We start from the raw sequence: 18,262 nt of genomic DNA on the forward strand, positions 1-18,262 counted from the left end.
TTCCGCATCATTAGAACGGTTTCAAGCTCTGCTGTAGAAAAAATAACCCGATAATTAATGAATTCAAAATGGTTACCTACCCCTTTTCAATTTTGAGGGAACACTTCAAAGACCGCCAGATTGCTCCGGCGGCCTTTGTCAGTTCTGATTATTGAGCTATGCCAATTCCGTTACCCGCCCTCGAATTTCAGTCAGATCGGATAGAACGTTTGAATTTTGGTTCAACACGATAGTATCCCCTTCAAACAGAATCCGGCTTGTATAGCCGAAAGGTGTTTCGATAAACCTCAGGGTCAGCTGAAGCGTATCCTCCTGCAGCCAGGTAAAGCTGGAAGCAACGCGTTTATCCTCATCCTGAAGCAGCCGCGTGGTTCCCTCCACCCAATCACAGCGGCCTAGATTAATCGTATATTCATTTTCCTGCTTGCTCAGAACGACGACTGCTCTATTGTCTTCGAAAGAAACAGAGAAACTCGTCCAGTGCTGATCATTGTCTTCGAGCTCATATTCCTTGCCGGAGATGGCTGCTTCCAGGGAACAATCCGGCTGCTGCCGCGGGTGATCGATGGTCAGAGCCTTTAACCTTGCCTCAAGCTTCGCTTGTGAATCCTGATCCGGGGAAAGTGAAAGTGGCGACGGCTTCATTGCCGGGAGCAGGTGATCCCACACGGCATTCAAGACACCCTGCATATCGTTCGTTCCGCTTGTCATAGCCAGCACCGCATCCTGCTCCGGCATCACGATACAGAATTGGCCGAACGCTCCATCTCCCCGGTACACTCCATGCCGGCACCGCCAGAACTGGTAGCCGTAACCTTGGGCCCAATCACTGTCTCCGCCGTCTCCATTGGATATTTGCTTGGACGTTGCTTCCTCGATCCACGCTTCCGGCAAGAGACGCTTTCCGTTCCACATGCCTTTCTGCAGATAAAGCTGGCCAAACTTGGCGATATCCTCCGTGGTGATGCTTAACCCCCAGCCGCCGACATTAATCCCCCGGGGACAAGATTCCCAAGTCGCTCCTTCAATACCAAGCGGTTCAAACAAACGCGGCTGCAAATAGTCCAACAGCGTTTGGCCGGTCACCTTCTGCAGTATGGCTGAAAGCATATATGTAGCTCCACTGTTATAGACAAAATGAGTACCGGGTACATGCTCGACAGGAGCCTGAAGAAACGCCTTAGCCCAATTCCCGTCTTCGCTCTTGTGCAGACTGCTTGTTGTGTCCTTATCATTGCCCGTTCCCATCATTAGCAAATGACGAATGCACATAGCCGATAAATTCGGCTCTATTTCTTCTGGGGCATCATCCGGGAAGAACGATACGACCGTATCATCCACCGACAGCTTCCCTTCCGAAGCGGCGAATCCGATGGCGGTTGAGGTAAAGCTTTTGCTGAGTGAGAACAGCATATGGGGAATATCTGATGCATAAGGCTTCCACCAGCCCTCTGCTACCACCTGGCCGTGCCTGAGCAGCATAAGACTATGCAGTTCCAAATTACGTTCTTGTACAGCATTTAAAAATTCAATCAAAGCTGCGGAGGGAATTCCTTGTTCTTCCGGCAGACTTCTGGGTACATGCAAACTTGTCCGTTCCATCATTTCATTCCTCCTTTATACTACTAACTACTAACTTACTCCAATCGCATAGGTCTGGCAAGCATTTTCGTGTCCGCTTTCATAACCCGCAAAAATAGCCGATTAACACCAATATCCTGGTGATAACCGGTTATTTCTCCGCAGCCGCGGGCAGTCGTACTACCCCAACCATTTATGCATTTTTTAATTAGTTATCACCGCGTTTTTCGCTTTCGATTCGTACGAATAAGGACAAGACGAAGGCCGTTGCAAGCAGCGCCAGCGGGACTGCACTGATCAAATAACGAAAGGTCGCCTCAGGGTTAGGTCCGGGCTTATCTCCGCTTTCATACCCGAAAATCATGCCGACAACCAGAAAGGACAGCGCAGAGATCAGCCCGCTGGAACGGGTAATAAATCCGCTCACTGCAGTGTATACACCCTCCCTTCTGCAGCCCGTTGCTGCAAAATCGCGGTCGATTATGATGCTGCTGACAAGCGGAGGTGTGATGAGAAAGCCTGCGAGCCCAAAGCCCACCAATATACCGGCGAGTATGCCGCTCAGCAAGCTGCTTCCAAACCAAAGCGGGATCACCGATAAACCATAAGCGAGCAGCGAAAGGCGCCATCCTTTCACGGGGTTCATTTTACCAAGCATCCAGTACCATACGCCGACAAGCGGAATGACAGAGACAAAGATAGATGCCAGCAGCAGTGATACTTGTGACTCTGGAATTTTCAATACATACTTAGCGTAAAAAGGGATGGTTGCGGCTATCAGCCCGTTAACCGTCTGGGCGAAGGAGTTCGAGATATTAAACATCCAGAAAGCATGGTTCTTTAGTGTCGATCGGAACGATTCCTTGAAGCCAACCGGCACAGACTTCCCCGCTTCTTCATCCTCCTGGACGAATCGTATGCACAGCAGCATAAACACGGCGAAGGCCAGCGCAAATAGGACGGACATTCTTCCGAAGCCTACAGCCGTGAACAGAATCGGAGTAAGCGCAGTGCCGATGAGCAGAGCAACAATTTGAAATCCCTGCTGGATGGCTGAAGCTTTTGCTCGAATGCGATCGCCCTTAAACAACTCCGGAAAGAGTGCGCCATAATTGACCCATAGCACAGTAGCGGCTGCTTCATACAGCACAAGCGCTGTAAGGAACCATGCGAACAGCCCATATCCCGTTAAGCCTACCGGCACGGAGTAGACCATAATAAACGTTAATATGAACAGCGGCATCATCCCTAACAGCCATGGACTCCGGCGTCCGAAGCGCGTACTCGTCCGGTCGGATAGATAGCCTGCAAGCGGCTGATTGACAGCATCCCAGATGAGAAAGATTGTGCGTGCCAGTGTTGCTAGACCGATGCCCAATCCGAGCTTTTCCACGTAGAAATAACTATAGAAGGAGCTGAAAGCCGTGCTTGGAATCATCATAGCCAGCATGCCAAACGCATACATGACCGGTGAATTGATCAGCTTGTTTTTCATAAGAATGCTCCCTCCGGCATCAAACCTAGCGTCCATCTATTAAAGCTTATTAAAGATGAAGCTGCCGCATTCACATCTTAAAACAGAATTCACAATGGGTGGAGTTCCTTCGAGAAACAGTAAAAAGCCGGGAACCCTCTCTTATGAGGACGGCCGGTGAATTGTGGTCGCTTATTTTGAAATGGATATTAACGTTCCGCTCGCGATATTTCTTCGATCAGAACGCCAAAACAACCGCCAGATCAAGATTCGCGCCCGCAAACTCAGCAGCAGTCTTTGCATCTGCCACCGCCTGAAGCTTAAATCCTCCAGACAATAGATAATTGAAGAAATCGATCATCCCTTGCCGCAGCCTGTCATCCTATTTCCCAATCTCGATCTGATTAACCACTGCGGATCACTCCTTGATTTGCTCATACTAGGATTTCCTAGTGTCTATTAAACAAAATCATGCCTCTCAACCCTTTTCGATCCTCTAGGTTCAAAATAACTTGTCCAGGTTTAATAAGGTCATAGTACGAAAAGTGTCTTCTAGAGGAAGGGCTCCCTGAGAAGGTTAAAGTGGCGCGCAGCAGTGCGAGATCATACTTATAAGAAAAGCCGTCACTTACGATGTTGACATAGTCAGCAGTCAGTGCCGGCTTTTCTTTAAGGAACTTCCTCATCAATGAAGTAAATGCATCCCATAAATACAAATGGAGAGGAATATGTATATGAAACAAGCGATGATCATAGTTAATCCCTCTTCCGGAAAAGAAGAAGCTCTCGAATATGTTAGAAATACAGAAGAAATTCTATATGATAAAGGATTTCATGTCGCAGTCAATGAGACGGAAAAGGAACTGGATGCAACCCGTTATTGTATCACTGCTTGCGAGCAAGGTTATGATCTGATTGTTACCATCGGCGGAGATGGTACGCTAAATGAAACGATTAATGGTTTTCTCGATCAAACGCACCGTCCGACGCTTGGCATAATTCCTCTTGGAACAGTCAATGATTTTGCCCGCGCTTTACAAATACCCCTTAATCCGGAAAAGGCGATTCAGACACTTACTTCTTCCAAAGTGAATACCGTTGATATGGGGCGATTAAACGACAGACTGTTCGCCAATGTAGCTGCTGTGGGTTCGCTTGCCGAATCGCTATCTTCCGTATCGTCAGACGATAAATCCAAGCTTGGCGCTTTTGCCTACTTAAAAGAAGGCATTAAGGAACTCATGCGCAATCATTCCCATCCTCTTGTCATTCGCCATGATGGAGAAATATGGGAGGGAGACTCGCCTCTTTTTCTCGCTGCTCTAACAAACTCGGTAGGCGGATTTGCAAAGCTCGCGCCTGACGCCGTTATTGATGATGGTCTGCTGCACTGCTTTATCATTAAAGATCTCCATGTATTCAATACAATTACGGTTAGCTTATCTTTGCTGCTCGGCAACCTAAAGAATCATAAAGACGTTGTATACTTCACCGCAAAAAGTGTAAGTGTATCCTCAGTTGAACCTGTCAGCACCAATGTGGATGGCGAATGTGGGCCAGCTTTGCCTATCAAGATCAGTATGATGCCAAGTCATGTCCAGGTGATCGTACCAGAAGAGGGATAAGTGGACTTTTTTCGAAGGCCTGTCAGAAACCAATACTAAATTGTCAGAATTTTTTACACAATTGTATTGTATTTTTTGAAGCGCTTACATATACTATAATTAACTACCCAGAAAAGAAATGGACGACATCTTATTCAGGAGTTGATGACCATGATGAATAAGAACGGGAATTTTGCTATCGGGTTCTTCTGGGGTACAACAATATCGATTCCATTATGGATATCCATGATTGGGTGGATATGGTTAATAGCAGATATGCTGAAATAGTTTAAACACCCGAAAGGGTGTTTTTCTTTGAATACTTTATCGGTTAATAAATTCCAGTAGAGACAAACCATACATGAAATAGCTGGGCTTCGGGTGAAAAGAGACTTCCGCCGCCATTCATCACGAAGATGAAGAAGGTTGGTATCGCAAAAACGAGCGAACAGCATATTGGATAGAGTGTAAAACGAAGAAAAGTATGACTCACCTTATGTTTGACACTGACACATATGAGAAGGTAAATGAACCCTAGCGGAATAAAAGCAACTGCTGACCAATAAACAACTGCTGTAAAGTTCTATCATTTATAGTACTCCGCCTCTCCAAACTCTTCTGTCCGCAACCGTTCATGAAGCGCAAGACCTATGAGCTGTACCACATAGAAGCGGCATACTTCCGTCTCATCAAACAAAAAAGCCGCATGAGATGCGACTTGTAATGGAATATTGGCTTGTCTTCCGACTATCGGCCTTGACTACATCTTTAACCGAAGGGGCCGACCTCTAAAGGTCGGCCTCGGCCTATTATTTTGTTGCGGAAGAAGTGAATGTGTAGACGTTGCCGTCGAAGGCGCCGACGACCAGAGCGTTGCCGGAAATCGCCGGAGAAGAAGCGACCCACGCCCCGATTTTATACGACCACTGAACCTGGCCGTTCTGCTTATCGAGTGCATACAGGTTGCCATCATTGGAACCGATGTACACATTGCCGCCGGATACGGCTGCTGAAGATATAATGCCGCCGTTCGTTGCAGCACTCCAAAGCTTCTCACCGTTATCGGCTTTGAGAGCCTCGACTTTGCCGTTCGGGAAGCCCATATAGACGACTCCGTCGACAACGGCCGGGGAGGATCCTGTTGTGTCGCCGGCGATATACGAGCCCGTATTGTTCTTATAACGCCACAGCTCGGCCCCCGTATCCGCATTCAATGCAACGAGCAATCCACCGCCGTAACCCATATAGATCTTGCCGTCAGCGACAGCCGGCATGGAATGCATCCAGCCTCCGGCCGGCTGCTTGCGCCACAGCTCTTTGCCGTCCTTCGCATCAAGCGCGATCAGATAACCGCCGTCCGCGCCGACGTACACTTTACCGTCTTTCACGACTGGAGAACACTCGGCAATCCAGCCGCCCGCAAGTTTGGCTGTCCATACCGTTTCTCCTGTCCGGGCATTAAGTGCCATCATTTCTCCGCCGCTCTTCGAGCTGTAAGCCTGATAAACAATACCATCCGCAACGGTCGGCGAGTAATACATCCAGGCGCGGTTTACGTCATCCTGTCCGATTTTTTTCTCCCACAGCTTTTTGCCGCTTTTGGCATCGAGTGCATATAGGGTACCGCGAATGGAAGACGCATATACGACGCCGTCTGCAACCGCAGGAGAAGCTTGAATTTGCGCATCCGGAGTGAACTTCCACTTCTTATCTCCCGTCTTCAGGTCCAGCGCCAGCACGCTGTTCTGATCCGTTCCGTTCTCATCCCTCGTACCGATAAATACCCTGCCGTCCACAACGGCTGGCGAAGAGGTGAGGATCGTTCCGTCGGTCAAATGGCTCCACGCCAATTTCAGATCCGGCGCCAATGCATCGAGCGCTTCTCCCGTATGCTGCGCATTGCCGTGGAACATCGGCCAGTTTGCGCCAATAACCGGGGAGACAGCCTCATCCGCATTGACAAGCGTAAAGGTACTGCTCTCGGACCAGGTATGCTGCCCGTCATCCGTGACGTTCACTTCAATCGTATGCTCGCCGAGCTTTTCTTTGCCTGCTTTCCACTGCGCCGCCCACGTCATTTCACCGCTATTGCTAAGCGAATGCCATGCTCCGCCGTCAATCCGGTAACTCGCTTTCGTCACGCTGCTCGTTGAGTTGTACGCATTGACCTGTAATTGAATGTTACCCTGCGGCACTTTACTGCCCGGAGCAGGATTGACGATGACCAGTCTTTTCTCGACGCCGTACATTTTGTACGAATGACTTTCTTTCCCGCCTTTAAAGGAAATGACGCGGAAGCCGTTTGGCGTCTGGTCGATGGTGTAGGAGCTGGAATTGGTAACGACATGATCCGCCGATTTGATCGTATCTGTCGCCACATCGTTCACATGCGTGTGACCCATCAGCACGAGGCGGGTATTATACTGCCCAAGCAGATCAATATACTTCTGCGCTTCCGCCGCATCCGGCGTTTGCGGGTTGTTGAACGGCCGATGCGTGATGACGACGATTTCCTTTTTCTTGCCGGTTTGCTCCAGATCGGCCTTCAGCCATGTCATTTGGTCCGCTTCGCGCATGCCCATATTATTTTCCAGGACAATAAAATGTCTATCGCCGTAATCATATGAATACCATTCCGGTCCTAAGTAAGTACGGTAGCGGTCGATTCGTGCCGCGAAGTCAGCTCCACCGGTAAAATCGTGGTTGCCCACGGCGGGATATACCGGATGGATGGAAGTAGACGTACTTGCCAAAAAGTCGTTGAACTCGGCGTCCGACGCACCGTTCGTAATGTCTCCGCTGATGGTGATAAACGCGGGCGCCCCGGTCAGCTCGTTCAGCTGTGCCAATTGGCCCGTGAATCGTTCCCGGTTGTTGGTCGTTCCGGCTTGCACATGTACGTCGGCAATCCCGGCAAACTCAAAATTCGGATTTTTCGACTCAGGCGCCGGCTGCAGCGCGAAATTGGTCTCGCGGCTCTCATTGGGCTCAAGCTTACCTAGATTTTGATAAAATTGCGGAATTTTATATTCATTCGTCTGGACCCTGTATCCGCTCGGCACGGTAACGAACGCGATGTCCGTTACCCGTCTGTTCGTATTTACCGACAACGTATATTTGCCTTGCGAATCCGTCAGAACAATCGATGCGCCGTCAGATACGCGGACTCCCTTGAGCCCCTGCTCGTTGTTGTCTTGTACACCGTTCCCGTTCTTATCAGCGAAAACGATCCCGCTAACCGTCGCTTCCGTCGCTTCCGCCATAACGGGCTTAATGACGGCGGCAAGCGCCAATCCGGCCATCGCGATGCTTGTTATGACTTGAACTTTTTTCTTGCTTCGTTTCAATTTCCGTTCGAAAGACAAATTATGTTCCTCCCTCATCATTTCCGATATTTGCTTTGATCTCCCACGTTTCTGTACTCTTCTTGAACTCATCTTTGGAGCCACGTCCGATGGCATCCCCCCTTCCAAAAACTCAAACCGAAGATTAAACTAAGCCATCATCCGCTCCACATACCAGAAAATGCCGAAGGCGAACACAGATGCGATCGCGGTCATTTGCACCGGTCTCGCCCAATTGTACTTGCGGATATAAAGCAGTACCGGGAACAGCAGGGAGATAATCAATAACTGTCCCAACTCTACACCGATATTGAAAGCAGCCAGCGACAGCAGCGAGCTTGCTTTAATGGTGCCCGTCATCTCCAGCGCGCCGGCGAACCCGATCCCGTGCACGAGACCGAAGCCAAACACGACGAATGGGCGAGCTTTGCTGTCGTTAAGGAAGAACGCTTCTATAGCCACGTATGAGATGCTCAGCGCAATTAACGGTTCGATGATTTCCGCCGGTACGGTTAAAACCTGGAATGCGGTCAATCCAAGCGTTACACTGTGAGCCAGTGTGAAAATCGTCGCAACCTTTAACACCGACCGGAAGTTCCTCGACGTCAGCACCAGCGCAGCAACGAACAAAATATGATCAAATCCGATCATAATATGATGGAAGCCCAGTTGAATAAACCGCCAAGCTTGTCCGATAAACCAGGTTTTGCCCAGTTCCATCTCCCTGTCGCTGCTGTTAAAGACGAACTGCCCTTCCTTGCCTTCCCACTCGTAAGCAGTAATATTGCGATGCATGGAATCATTATCATCGAAGAAGATCTCGTAAGCGATTTCAATTCCCTTGGCATTCGACGCATTCGGATAGCTGAGGCTCAGGTCGGCGTAATAGCGCCCCAGTTTAGAAATCACCTTCGTTTCGACAAGCGCCCCGTCTACTGCTTCTCCGTTAATATAGATCCGAAGATGGGAGTTAATATAGTCGGTAACTTCCTTCTTGTGCTCATCCAGCAGCCGGATCAGCTCGCTCTCTGCTGCATCCGGACGTGCATCCAGCATCACGACACGCCCAAATTCGAAATAATCGAGCATCAGTTCATAGTGAAGCTTACCCGGTATGGCGGAGATTCTTGAGAAGCCCTCGCTGTTATCCGTATGCGCCCACACCTGTGATGCGGGGGTCAAAACAATGAATAGAAAAAACATGACGATCGAAGACAAGAACCATTTCGCGCGCAATTTTGACGGCCTCCACTCGGTGTTTGACTTTCGTTCTGAACGGACTTAATTCTGTGGCAGTTTTGTTTGCGGAAGAATAAGCCCAAGTTAAAGTCTGGTAAACCCGGAAATTCGGTACTATAGTCCTTCATCGTTCTCGACAACCGACATAAGGAGACCGGTAATAAAAAAGAGAATGCCCCAAAGCAGATCGACTGCTGCTGCGGGTACACCCTCTTCGAAATTTCCTTATCGAAAACATTCAATTACATTTATTTCAAAATTAATCCTGCCTCTTCCTACTATTTCTTATCCTTAATGCTTAATGGGGGCATCCCTCCCTTTTCTCTTGACCATATAAACAAGCCATAAGAAGAGCGGCAGCACCACGATTATCCCTTCATCAGCTATACCTTTGATATACATGAAAGATACGCTTGTATGGGGTAAACGTTCCTATTTGCCTGGTTTCCATCCAAAGACGCGGGTCACGAATGCGCCTGCGGATAAGGGCCGTATCGGTCCGAAGGTTCTCTGTAAACCCTTCCATCGGTCCGCGCACAACGGTATGGGATTGGGGCTCCCCCACATTTCGCTCCTTGAAGGAGCAGCTGGGAGTCAACCAGACCATCGATATAAATCGTAACGGCAGGCCATGTCTGCATGCACTGGATTTTTTTGAAAACTAAATCATCGCTGTCTCCAAGCTCCCTCTGGATTGCTTGTTGATATAATATGATACATGTAATAGGAATATATACCAATTAATCATTTGATCCCGCTGATCACGGTAGGATAAAAATATCAATTAAAGTCTGTTCATTTTAATGAGAATTGTGTAATAAAGAGTACATACTTATAGCCTTAGTTTGCGAAGCTATCTATTGGCTTCGAGAACTAAGGCTTTAATTTGAGACATGACCAATTACATGATTTGCCTTCAAAAGCTGTTGGACATGGGTAATTAGACCGATGTCCAGACGGATTTGGGACTGTACCTGCACAGACAGGTATGTTATTTTTGAAATACTTTTGTGAACCGGGGTTCATAAATACAACTTTGAGGAGGCTGCAGATGTCCATTTTACGAAAGTGCTCCGTCGCCGCGTTGCTTGCTGCTGTTTTAGGATCGGTACCCGCAATTGAACCGGTTCAGGCGTCAACCGATCTATCGGCTCCATATAATGATGAATTCGGCCATTATCATACCGTATTCAAGAAAGGGCCGCTCATTCCCAATCTAGATCAGAAGTACGTCCCCCAAGGAATATCCTATTGGCCATCCAAAAACTGGATTCTTATCGCTTATTATTATCATGATAAGAACAGTCCTACTACTGTTAAAGACAGCATCATTGCCGTCATCGACCGGGCGACCGGCAATCATGTGAAAAACATTTATTTAAACGACGACAAGACAAGCGGCGCCATTCATCATGCCGGCCATGTCGGAGGATTGGCGGTCAGCAGCAATTATTTGTGGGTGTCATCAACAGCCAAAGCTGCAGATAGCAGCTTCAACACGTTCCGCTACAAATTGTCCGATGTCGCCGCTGCAGGCAATAACAGTGGTCTTAAGCTCGATAAAGGCTACAACTTAAGTTCGGCTTCTTATTCGTATTATGCGGACGGGGATTTGTGGGTCGGAAAATTCGACGATACGGCCGAATCTACCTTGTACCGATACAATTTGGACAGTGCGGAGAACGTATTGGCAAGTCCAATCGATTCCTATTCGACGCCGCAGCAAGTCCAAGGTGTCGCCATTACGGACAATTACATCATTTACAGCCAATCGCTTGGCCGCAATAAGCCAAGTTATCTGCGTATCTACAACAAAGCAAAGCCGAGTAACCTGCAGGATTCCATGACCATCCCGAATATGTCGGAAGGCTTAATGGTCATCAACGGCTCGCTGTATATAAACTTTGAATCCGGTGCGGATTATTACAGCGACGGCAGCTATGTGAAGAAAACGATTACCTATGGCAAGCTGGGCTTCATCATTCCGGATTATTGGAAGAAAATTTATGGCAGTGAAGCTTTGTACGCGCCAAACGAAGGCTACATGCGTACCTGGACGGAATCTGACGCTTCGGACGATTTGCGCGTCGAGCTCGAAGGAATCAAATATTCGCCGGGTTCAGCCAGCACCATTGCGACGTCCGCCTTGCTTCCGTCGATCTCCATGGACGGGGATGATTTCCTGGATAATGATTCTTGGAACTACACGTATACCAATTTCCCTAACCCTGAATTCGATAATTTTGATCAGGGCGGCGACGGCATCGATAATGACAATGTCGTACAAGTAACAGCGCGCGGGTCGGTTAAAGCGAATTACAGTTACCGTTTCGGCTCTTCTTTTGAACCGCAAAACACCAGCCAATCGGGCGAGATCCGTTTCTATTCCTCCATGTCGGATTGGAACGGCAAAAACATGATTCCGAAGCAAACCGATTACTTAGGAAAAGTCCCCTGGAAGTACGGTCTGAATAAATAAGTTAGCTGGCAATCAGCTGGGCAGATAAGGAGTGAATCGTTATCCGATACCGAAGAGAGACTTGTTATGGGGCTTGTATTTCGCTCCTCCTTATTGCCCTGCTGTCTGGCAGTGCCGGCCGCCCGGAAGCGGGCGGGACGAGCATTGGAGAACAGGGAAACAGCCGGCCGGATATACTTGCAACTCTTCACGCGTTGGATCAGGAATATGTAGCGATCCAGTCTTCGAACAATGAAATCGATGTGAATCCCGCATCAAAGAGCAACTATCAGAGCACCGCGCAGCTTCAGGCTTACAAGCATACGACCGAAACTCTTCCTGTGACCATTACCATGGAGCAAGCCCTATCCCTGAATGAATTTGAGGCATTCGTAAGCCGGTATGGGGTGATGGTCGAAGGTTATCAGCTCCGCCAATTGGAACAGCTCCCGGACGGAACCTACGATCGGATTACCTTGATGGCTTCTCCGAAGCGGGGGAAATTAATCCCCGAAGGATTGTCGGAGCTCCGGGAGTCGCCGAACTTTATCGGCGTGATCGCCATTTATGGCAATTTGCCCGGACAAGCCTATGAGCGGACCAGCAACGATAAGAACGTGTTCACAGCGGATATTACCGCACAACTATTGAAAGAAGAGTTACAGGGCAACCGGCAGATTGAAGACATGGTAAGCAGCAGGAAAGTCACGATTGATGTCAATGTTCCCAATTTGTACTGGGAGCTCGAAGATGCAGGGATCGTTCAATATGACGAAGCGATTAACTAGAACTTTCATGCCTTCCTATCGGGCTATTATTCTAACCGCTTCGCATCGTGATTTATTCACCAATATCTGTAAAGGGAGCATTCGTTTCACGACTCCTCAAAGAGGATTGGCCATGACATTCTCCTCTAAATGAAACAACCGCCGAGTATGGTTACCTCCGCGGTTGCTTCTTTATATGATCAAGTTCATTCCGCAAGACCACTAACAGAATTGATCGTCATAATCTTCATAATATGATCCTGCCCGCTAGTTGAATAAGGCAGCCAGTCTACGTAAGCCGACTGCCTTTTCCTTTTTCGCTCCCACTCTCGAGTCCCGATCGTTCAACTGCTCAATTGAAATCTAAGCGGTTCACATTTAGGATTATGCTAATCTTTCAATAACAATAGACGCACTTACAGTAGGAGTGCCTCCGCCAATAGCGTTTTGTAACACTAGATTACCCATATTATCGATTCTGTTTAATGTTAAGGTACCACCTGCTGTTAATTCAGTAACGACTTGACCCTGGTAAGGATTATTTCCTGCTCCTGAGCCGTAATTGCTGCAAGGGACCAGTGCGGCTGGAGCAAATCCAGCAGGGTCGAAGAACAATCCAAAGGCGCTATTTCCTGGAGTAGGAAATACCTCCCAACTGATATTGTAAATGCCAGTCTGATTAATGACAATAGTTGTCGGCGGGTTAAATGTAAGAGCGGTACCATTGATCAGTGAACTGTTAAAGGTTACGGCTTCCCCTTGCCCGCCTGGGGCTGCAGCTTGCTCTACGTTCTGTTCTTCTGTGCTGCAAAGAAATGCAAAATCGGCGACGCCAGCAGGTCCCTGTGGACCTTGCGGACCTTGCGGACCTTGTGGACCTTGTGGACCTTGTGGACCTTGTGGTCCAGGAGGACATGGGGGACATATACCTTGAGGACCCTGAGGACCTTGTGGACCCTGAGGACCTTGTGGTCCAGGAGGTCCCGGGGGACCTGAAAATCTACCCATTTGTGTGTGACACTCCTTTATACATTCTAAGTTTAAGGGCTTGATGACCACCATTTGGCATTTATACCTAAGGTGATACCACTCCCTTTTTGACTCAGAGTAAGTTTATTCCGGGTGGTGAGATTCAGTGCAAACAACTATGGTAAAAAATAAATTCGATTCGATTGTATTGTTGTCCATGCATTTCTATTTTTAGTTTCATATCCTATCATTATGACTCTCTTTATTAAAATAATGGAGGCAAGTGATGAACAATAATCACGGTTTTGTAGGTATTCTGGTTGCAAACCGTAATCAAAGGAAGTATGTCCTTCAACAATATCTTCAAACTAATAAGACCAATATGAAATTATTCTGTTTTACTCCACATTCTATAAACTGGAAGAATAAGAGTATAGTCGGACTTCATCGTTCAAACCGAAAATGGGCGCTAAGTAAATTTCCTTTCCCCCAAGTTGTCTATAACCGCTGTTACGATACCCATCAAGAGTTGATTGAACGTTTGGAGACATTAATCGGTAAAGATAAGTGCTTCAATCGTATTAACCAGTTCAATAAACATGAAGTCCATACGAATTTAAGCAGATGGCTTTTTGACTATTTACCGGTAACCGTTCCCTTCGATAAAGAGAACGCACTTCATTTGCTAGAGGTTCATAAAGTCCTCTATTTTAAACCTGTCTACGGACATAAAGGGAAAGGCGTTTATCGTGTGGAGATGAAGAATTCAGGGGAAATCCACATTGGCCTCTATTATTTCGCACCTAAAATCATTTTAAAAGACTCCAAACCATTTGATGAGACTATTCAAAAGCTAATCGGCTCCACTCCCTATATCATCCAAAAAGGAGTTCATATACGGCAATTGAACAATAAAATTTTCGATATCCGAGCGCTTGTACAAAAAAATGATAAAGGCTTATGGTCTGTCACGAATGTCGTCAGCCGGATTGCCCATAAAGGCAGTTACAATACCAGTATCTGTGAAAAGGCTTGTTTATCCGTAGAAGTTCTCAAACGTTTGTACCCGCCTGACAAGGTGAATGCTATCATTCAATCGATTTACAACTTAAGTTTAAGATCCGCAGAAATAATGGAAGAAAATAAAATCCACCATTTAGGCGAGTTTAGTGTAGATTTTGCGTTGGACAACGACGATCATATTTGGATCATTGAACTAAATGGAAAACCACAAAAAGATCTGTATGATAGAATTCGCAATCAATTTGCCGTGTATAAGCGACCGATACAATATGCTCAATATTTGCACACACACACTGATCCATACCGATGATTCAGTATATGGGTTGAGGCTTGGCATGGTTACATTCCATTATATTCCAGTTGAAAGACCCCACTACATGGGTTTAACATGTAAATCCCATTGATGCATTAAAGTCACTTGTCCATTTAAAGCACAAAACGACCTCATCGCTTTGGATGCGAACAGAGGCCGTTTATTTGCTATTGTTCCATTTGGGAAGACCCTTATTGAGGAAATGTATGTTTCACCGGCGCGGCTTCCATCCGGTTTCGCTTAGCCTGCTTCCCTGTCGTACCGATAAGCCAATGCCCGAAAGACAGCTTGCTTAGCAGCTTTGCAAGGGCAATCGAACCGGCTGCCGTTGCTATAAAGGTAAGAGCAGCAGCCGGCAAATGATAGCCGGTGAGCACAAGCGGCCTCGTAATGGAACTAATAAGCATCAGTACAAAGGCATGAGCAAGAAATCCGCCGAAGGAATAAGTGCCGATAAAGTGCATCACCTTGCGCGCCGCTCCCCCCTTCTTCTGCACAACCAATACAATACCGTACAGCACAAGAAGCTGGAACACGATAAGAACGAAGGTCAACGGCCTCAAATATCCGGCAAAGTTGAGGTTCATTTGTTCCGTGGAATAGTTAAGGAACTCATGGCCTTGCCAGATGTATAGGGCAATGAATGCAAATCCGAACCCTATGAATCCATTTTCTACAAAACGCCGCCACCGCTGAAGCCCGAAAGCGCAAACCGCGCCAAGCAGGAAGTAGAAGAAGTAAAAAACAAAATAGTACGTCCGGTAAGACAGTACGTCAGCCCAGAAGCCGCCCCATTCAGCCGCCCAGTCCGGCATCCGGTAACTGGATAACCACATCAGGATACCGTACAATGCACCCAATACGGCAACAATCAGAAACACACTGCGGAAGGACGCCCCTCCCGGCATCTCTTGAAGCTTTCGGCGCACCTTATTGACTGCGAATGCAAAGAGCGGGAACAACAGATAGTATTGAAAAATCATCAGAATAAACCACAGATGATAACCGTTTGTCGGCTGGAACAACTGATGGAGCAGCGTCCTCGGCCAGTCTGCCGGATTACCCAATTGACCGAATGAAATCAACTGTACGGCGATCCAATAAATCACTGTCCAGCATAAGAACGGTAAGTAAATGGCAGTCAGCTTATTTCGAACAAATGGCCAATAGGCCAGTTTGCCGCTGTTGTTGTTGTAAAACAGCAGCAAGCCGGAAAGAAACACAAATGTCGGCGTCCCGAAGCGAGTGAAGTCAAACAGCATCGCAAGCATAATGGCATCAGGCTGCAAAATATCAGCCCGGTAAATATATTCAGCTATGCAGTGCTGCAGGGTAATGGCGAGAAACGCAAACGCCCTCAATAGGGTTACTTCCTCTATCCGTTCTTTCTTTTTTGCCGGGAGCAAGTCGGTCTTCAGCCCAATCTGCGGGCCGGACAACGCCCCGGCTCGTTGCGGCAAGCTCATCACGATCTCCTCATTTCTAACCTTTTTAACATTAGTAAAGATTCTATCCCATCAGTGTTAGTAGAAGATTAAAAAAAAGGATATTCCAAAAATTACCTTTTGCTGCTAATAGTTTTAGGGATGACCATTTGCACAATTGGATATATCTAAGGAATGGCTGTCTTGTCTATAACAAAAAAGCCGCGATTTACGCGACTTAAAGTAGGACCAATTTTTTGACTTCCTAGTCAATCAAACGATGCTGATACCATTTTTTCCCATAAAAACGCCACAGGAAGATGGTACCGCGCACTCCCCATTCACAATTCATAGCTAGCCAGACGCCAATGATTCCAAAGTGCAGAACAATACCCAAAATATAACCAAGCACAATCCGGAACAACCACATAGACAGCAAAGCAATGATGGATGTGAATTTCGAGTCGCCCGATGCCCGAAGCGCTGATGGCATAATAAAACTGATCGACCATAGCGGTATTTGAGCAATAATATTGATCAGCACAATCGTGAAAATGTCATCCACAATATCCGCTGGGGGATGAAACAGACCGACAAGCGGATGGAACAGGGGGATAATGATCAGACCCATCAATATAAAGGAAAAGGACGACAGCCAGAGAAACGACTTCGTGAATTTTTTGGCATCATCAACATTACGCCTCCCCATACTTTGACCGACCACCGTAATTAGCGTAAGGGCCAGGGCATTAGAGGGGATTTGGGACAAGCTGGCGAAAGAAGAGCTAATGGCATTGGTTGCTATAGCATATGTACCAAGGCTGACAATGAACATCTGGGTAATAATTTTCCCGCCATTAAAAAACATCTGCTCCGCTGCAATCGGGAGACCAATGAACATGATCCTTTTGATCATGGGAAAATTTAGATGAAACATATCTCTTATTTGAACATGCAGATTCGTATCCATTTTCATTAAAAAGAAAATGGCAAAGGCTGCAGCGAGATACCTGGAAACATTCACAGCAATAACCATACCATGTACGCCCATGTGTAAAAAGTTGATAAATAGAATGTTTAATAGAACGTAGGTTAAATTCATGAGCAAGGATAGAACAAGCGACGCTCTGGTCTTCCCGATCCCTCTCATCGCGCCGCAAACTGCCTCCACAATCGCAATTCCAACGTAAGACATACTGCTTCCGATCAGATAAACTTTTGCCTTGGCTAATAGCTCCGGCGAGGCCGATCCAAACAGAATATTCAATGCCGGTTGATGGAACACAAACACAAACAAACTGATACAGAGTGCGAACAAGAATACCGAGGAAACGGAGCTGGACGCAGCTTTGGAAACCATCAGGTTATTACCGCTTCCTTTATATTGCGCGACCACAATCGTTGCCCCGGTCGACACGGCAATAAAGACACTGATAAGAAATATATTAAGCGAATCAATCATGTTGACTGCGCTGACCGCTACTACACCAGAGGAGCTGATCATCGCGGTGTTCACCAGACTTAGAGAAACTAGAAAAGCCTGATCGATCAGAATGGGGATAAATAGGGAAATAATTTGCCGATAATCAATTGATTCTCCAGAAAGATACTTGTCAAAAAAGCTTTGCTTCCAAGCTCTTAAATGGGGTTGAATCACATCATCACATTCTTTTTTGTCGTATTTTTAAAAAACTCTTCAAATCGAAGAGCTTGCTTAACGCCATTCATCTTGACCGCTTATGTTTATTCCTGATGCTATCACCGAGGATAGAGCCTGTCAATTCTTTTTGCCTGCGAAACGGACCTGACAAAACACAAAATATACTTGCTATGCTGCTCGCGAAAGTAAAAAAACAGCCCTTCTCTGAAATAGAGAAAGGCTGTATTTTATTTATTATTGACCGTCAATTCGGTCGTCATAATCTTCCCATCTTTTCGAATACGCTTTATTCGTAATCCAAAATATCATCCATGACAAAATGACGATGATGATAGCCGCACTAATCCAAACGCCTGCCGGTACTTGCATCTGCTTCTCCTCCTTGGTGGAATCGACAGCTCACGAG

Annotated in this window: 13 protein-coding genes and 1 pseudogene; 5 read left to right on the top strand and 9 right to left on the bottom strand. The window is 47.0% G+C overall.

What is annotated here, in order from left to right:
* Nucleotides 1-156: 156 nt before the first annotated feature.
* The 3 genes from ACFPYJ_RS06625 to ACFPYJ_RS06635 form a co-directional block, all read right to left on the bottom strand.
* Nucleotides 157-1,605, bottom strand: coding sequence for a serine hydrolase domain-containing protein (locus ACFPYJ_RS06625; protein ID WP_379187295.1), 1,449 nt, complete (start codon nucleotides 1,603-1,605; stop codon nucleotides 157-159).
* A gap of 184 nt (nucleotides 1,606-1,789) precedes the next feature.
* Entirely contained in the window at nucleotides 1,790-3,076 is a 1,287-nt protein-coding gene (locus ACFPYJ_RS06630) for an MFS transporter (protein ID WP_379187296.1), read from the bottom strand.
* 217 nt (nucleotides 3,077-3,293) lie between these two features.
* A complete protein-coding gene (locus tag ACFPYJ_RS06635; RefSeq protein WP_379187297.1) occupies nucleotides 3,294-3,416 on the bottom strand; it encodes a hypothetical protein in 123 nt (40 codons plus the stop codon).
* Between the two features lie 373 nt (nucleotides 3,417-3,789).
* Here ACFPYJ_RS06635 and ACFPYJ_RS06640 point away from each other — a divergent pair, with 373 nt between their 5' ends.
* Entirely contained in the window at nucleotides 3,790-4,680 is an 891-nt protein-coding gene (locus ACFPYJ_RS06640; RefSeq protein ID WP_379187298.1) for a diacylglycerol/lipid kinase family protein, read from the top strand.
* 788 nt (nucleotides 4,681-5,468) lie between these two features.
* Here the strand turns inward: ACFPYJ_RS06640 and ACFPYJ_RS06645 are convergent.
* The 3 genes and pseudogenes from ACFPYJ_RS06645 to ACFPYJ_RS06655 form a co-directional block, all read right to left on the bottom strand.
* Nucleotides 5,469-8,024 (bottom strand): outer membrane protein assembly factor BamB family protein, encoded by a 2,556-nt coding sequence (locus ACFPYJ_RS06645; RefSeq protein WP_379187299.1) that lies wholly within the window; start codon nucleotides 8,022-8,024, stop codon nucleotides 5,469-5,471.
* Nucleotides 8,025-8,153: 129 nt separating this feature from the next.
* Nucleotides 8,154-9,239, bottom strand: a complete 1,086-nt coding sequence (locus tag ACFPYJ_RS06650) for a DUF6702 family protein (RefSeq protein WP_379187301.1) — start codon at nucleotides 9,237-9,239, stop codon at nucleotides 8,154-8,156.
* 369 nt (nucleotides 9,240-9,608) lie between these two features.
* Nucleotides 9,609-9,816, bottom strand: a pseudogene (locus ACFPYJ_RS06655) (spore germination protein); the annotation flags it as partial.
* Between the two features lie 477 nt (nucleotides 9,817-10,293).
* Between ACFPYJ_RS06655 and ACFPYJ_RS06660 the strand changes: the two are divergent.
* From ACFPYJ_RS06660 to ACFPYJ_RS06675, 4 genes are all read left to right on the top strand, one after another.
* Nucleotides 10,294-11,721: a hypothetical protein gene (locus ACFPYJ_RS06660; RefSeq protein ID WP_379187302.1), complete on the top strand. Its 1,428-nt coding sequence runs from the start codon at nucleotides 10,294-10,296 to the stop codon at nucleotides 11,719-11,721.
* 194 nt (nucleotides 11,722-11,915) lie between these two features.
* Nucleotides 11,916-12,488: a hypothetical protein gene (locus tag ACFPYJ_RS06665; protein ID WP_379187303.1), complete on the top strand. Its 573-nt coding sequence runs from the start codon at nucleotides 11,916-11,918 to the stop codon at nucleotides 12,486-12,488.
* A gap of 824 nt (nucleotides 12,489-13,312) precedes the next feature.
* The gene (locus tag ACFPYJ_RS06670) at nucleotides 13,313-13,519 is read left to right on the top strand and encodes a hypothetical protein (RefSeq protein ID WP_379187304.1); all 207 of its coding nucleotides are present in this window, start codon (nucleotides 13,313-13,315) and stop codon (nucleotides 13,517-13,519) included.
* Between the two features lie 203 nt (nucleotides 13,520-13,722).
* Nucleotides 13,723-14,769 carry a YheC/YheD family endospore coat-associated protein gene (locus tag ACFPYJ_RS06675; protein WP_379187305.1) on the top strand — a complete coding sequence of 349 codons (1,047 nt, stop codon included), beginning with the start codon at nucleotides 13,723-13,725 and terminating at the stop codon, nucleotides 14,767-14,769.
* 194 nt (nucleotides 14,770-14,963) lie between these two features.
* On the opposite strand, the gene ACFPYJ_RS06680 is transcribed toward ACFPYJ_RS06675, so the two are convergent.
* From ACFPYJ_RS06680 to ACFPYJ_RS06690, 3 genes are all read right to left on the bottom strand, one after another.
* Nucleotides 14,964-16,238, bottom strand: a complete 1,275-nt coding sequence (locus tag ACFPYJ_RS06680) for an acyltransferase (RefSeq protein ID WP_379187306.1) — start codon at nucleotides 16,236-16,238, stop codon at nucleotides 14,964-14,966.
* A gap of 223 nt (nucleotides 16,239-16,461) precedes the next feature.
* The gene (locus ACFPYJ_RS06685; RefSeq protein ID WP_379187341.1) at nucleotides 16,462-17,850 is read right to left on the bottom strand and encodes an MATE family efflux transporter; all 1,389 of its coding nucleotides are present in this window, start codon (nucleotides 17,848-17,850) and stop codon (nucleotides 16,462-16,464) included.
* Nucleotides 17,851-18,090: 240 nt separating this feature from the next.
* Complete coding sequence (locus ACFPYJ_RS06690) at nucleotides 18,091-18,225, bottom strand: hypothetical protein (protein WP_379187307.1); 135 nt, start codon at nucleotides 18,223-18,225, stop codon at nucleotides 18,091-18,093.
* Nucleotides 18,226-18,262: the final 37 nt, after the last annotated feature.

The organism is Paenibacillus solisilvae (assembly GCF_042656405.1).
Classification (GTDB): domain Bacteria; phylum Bacillota; class Bacilli; order Paenibacillales; family Paenibacillaceae; genus Paenibacillus_Z; species Paenibacillus_Z solisilvae.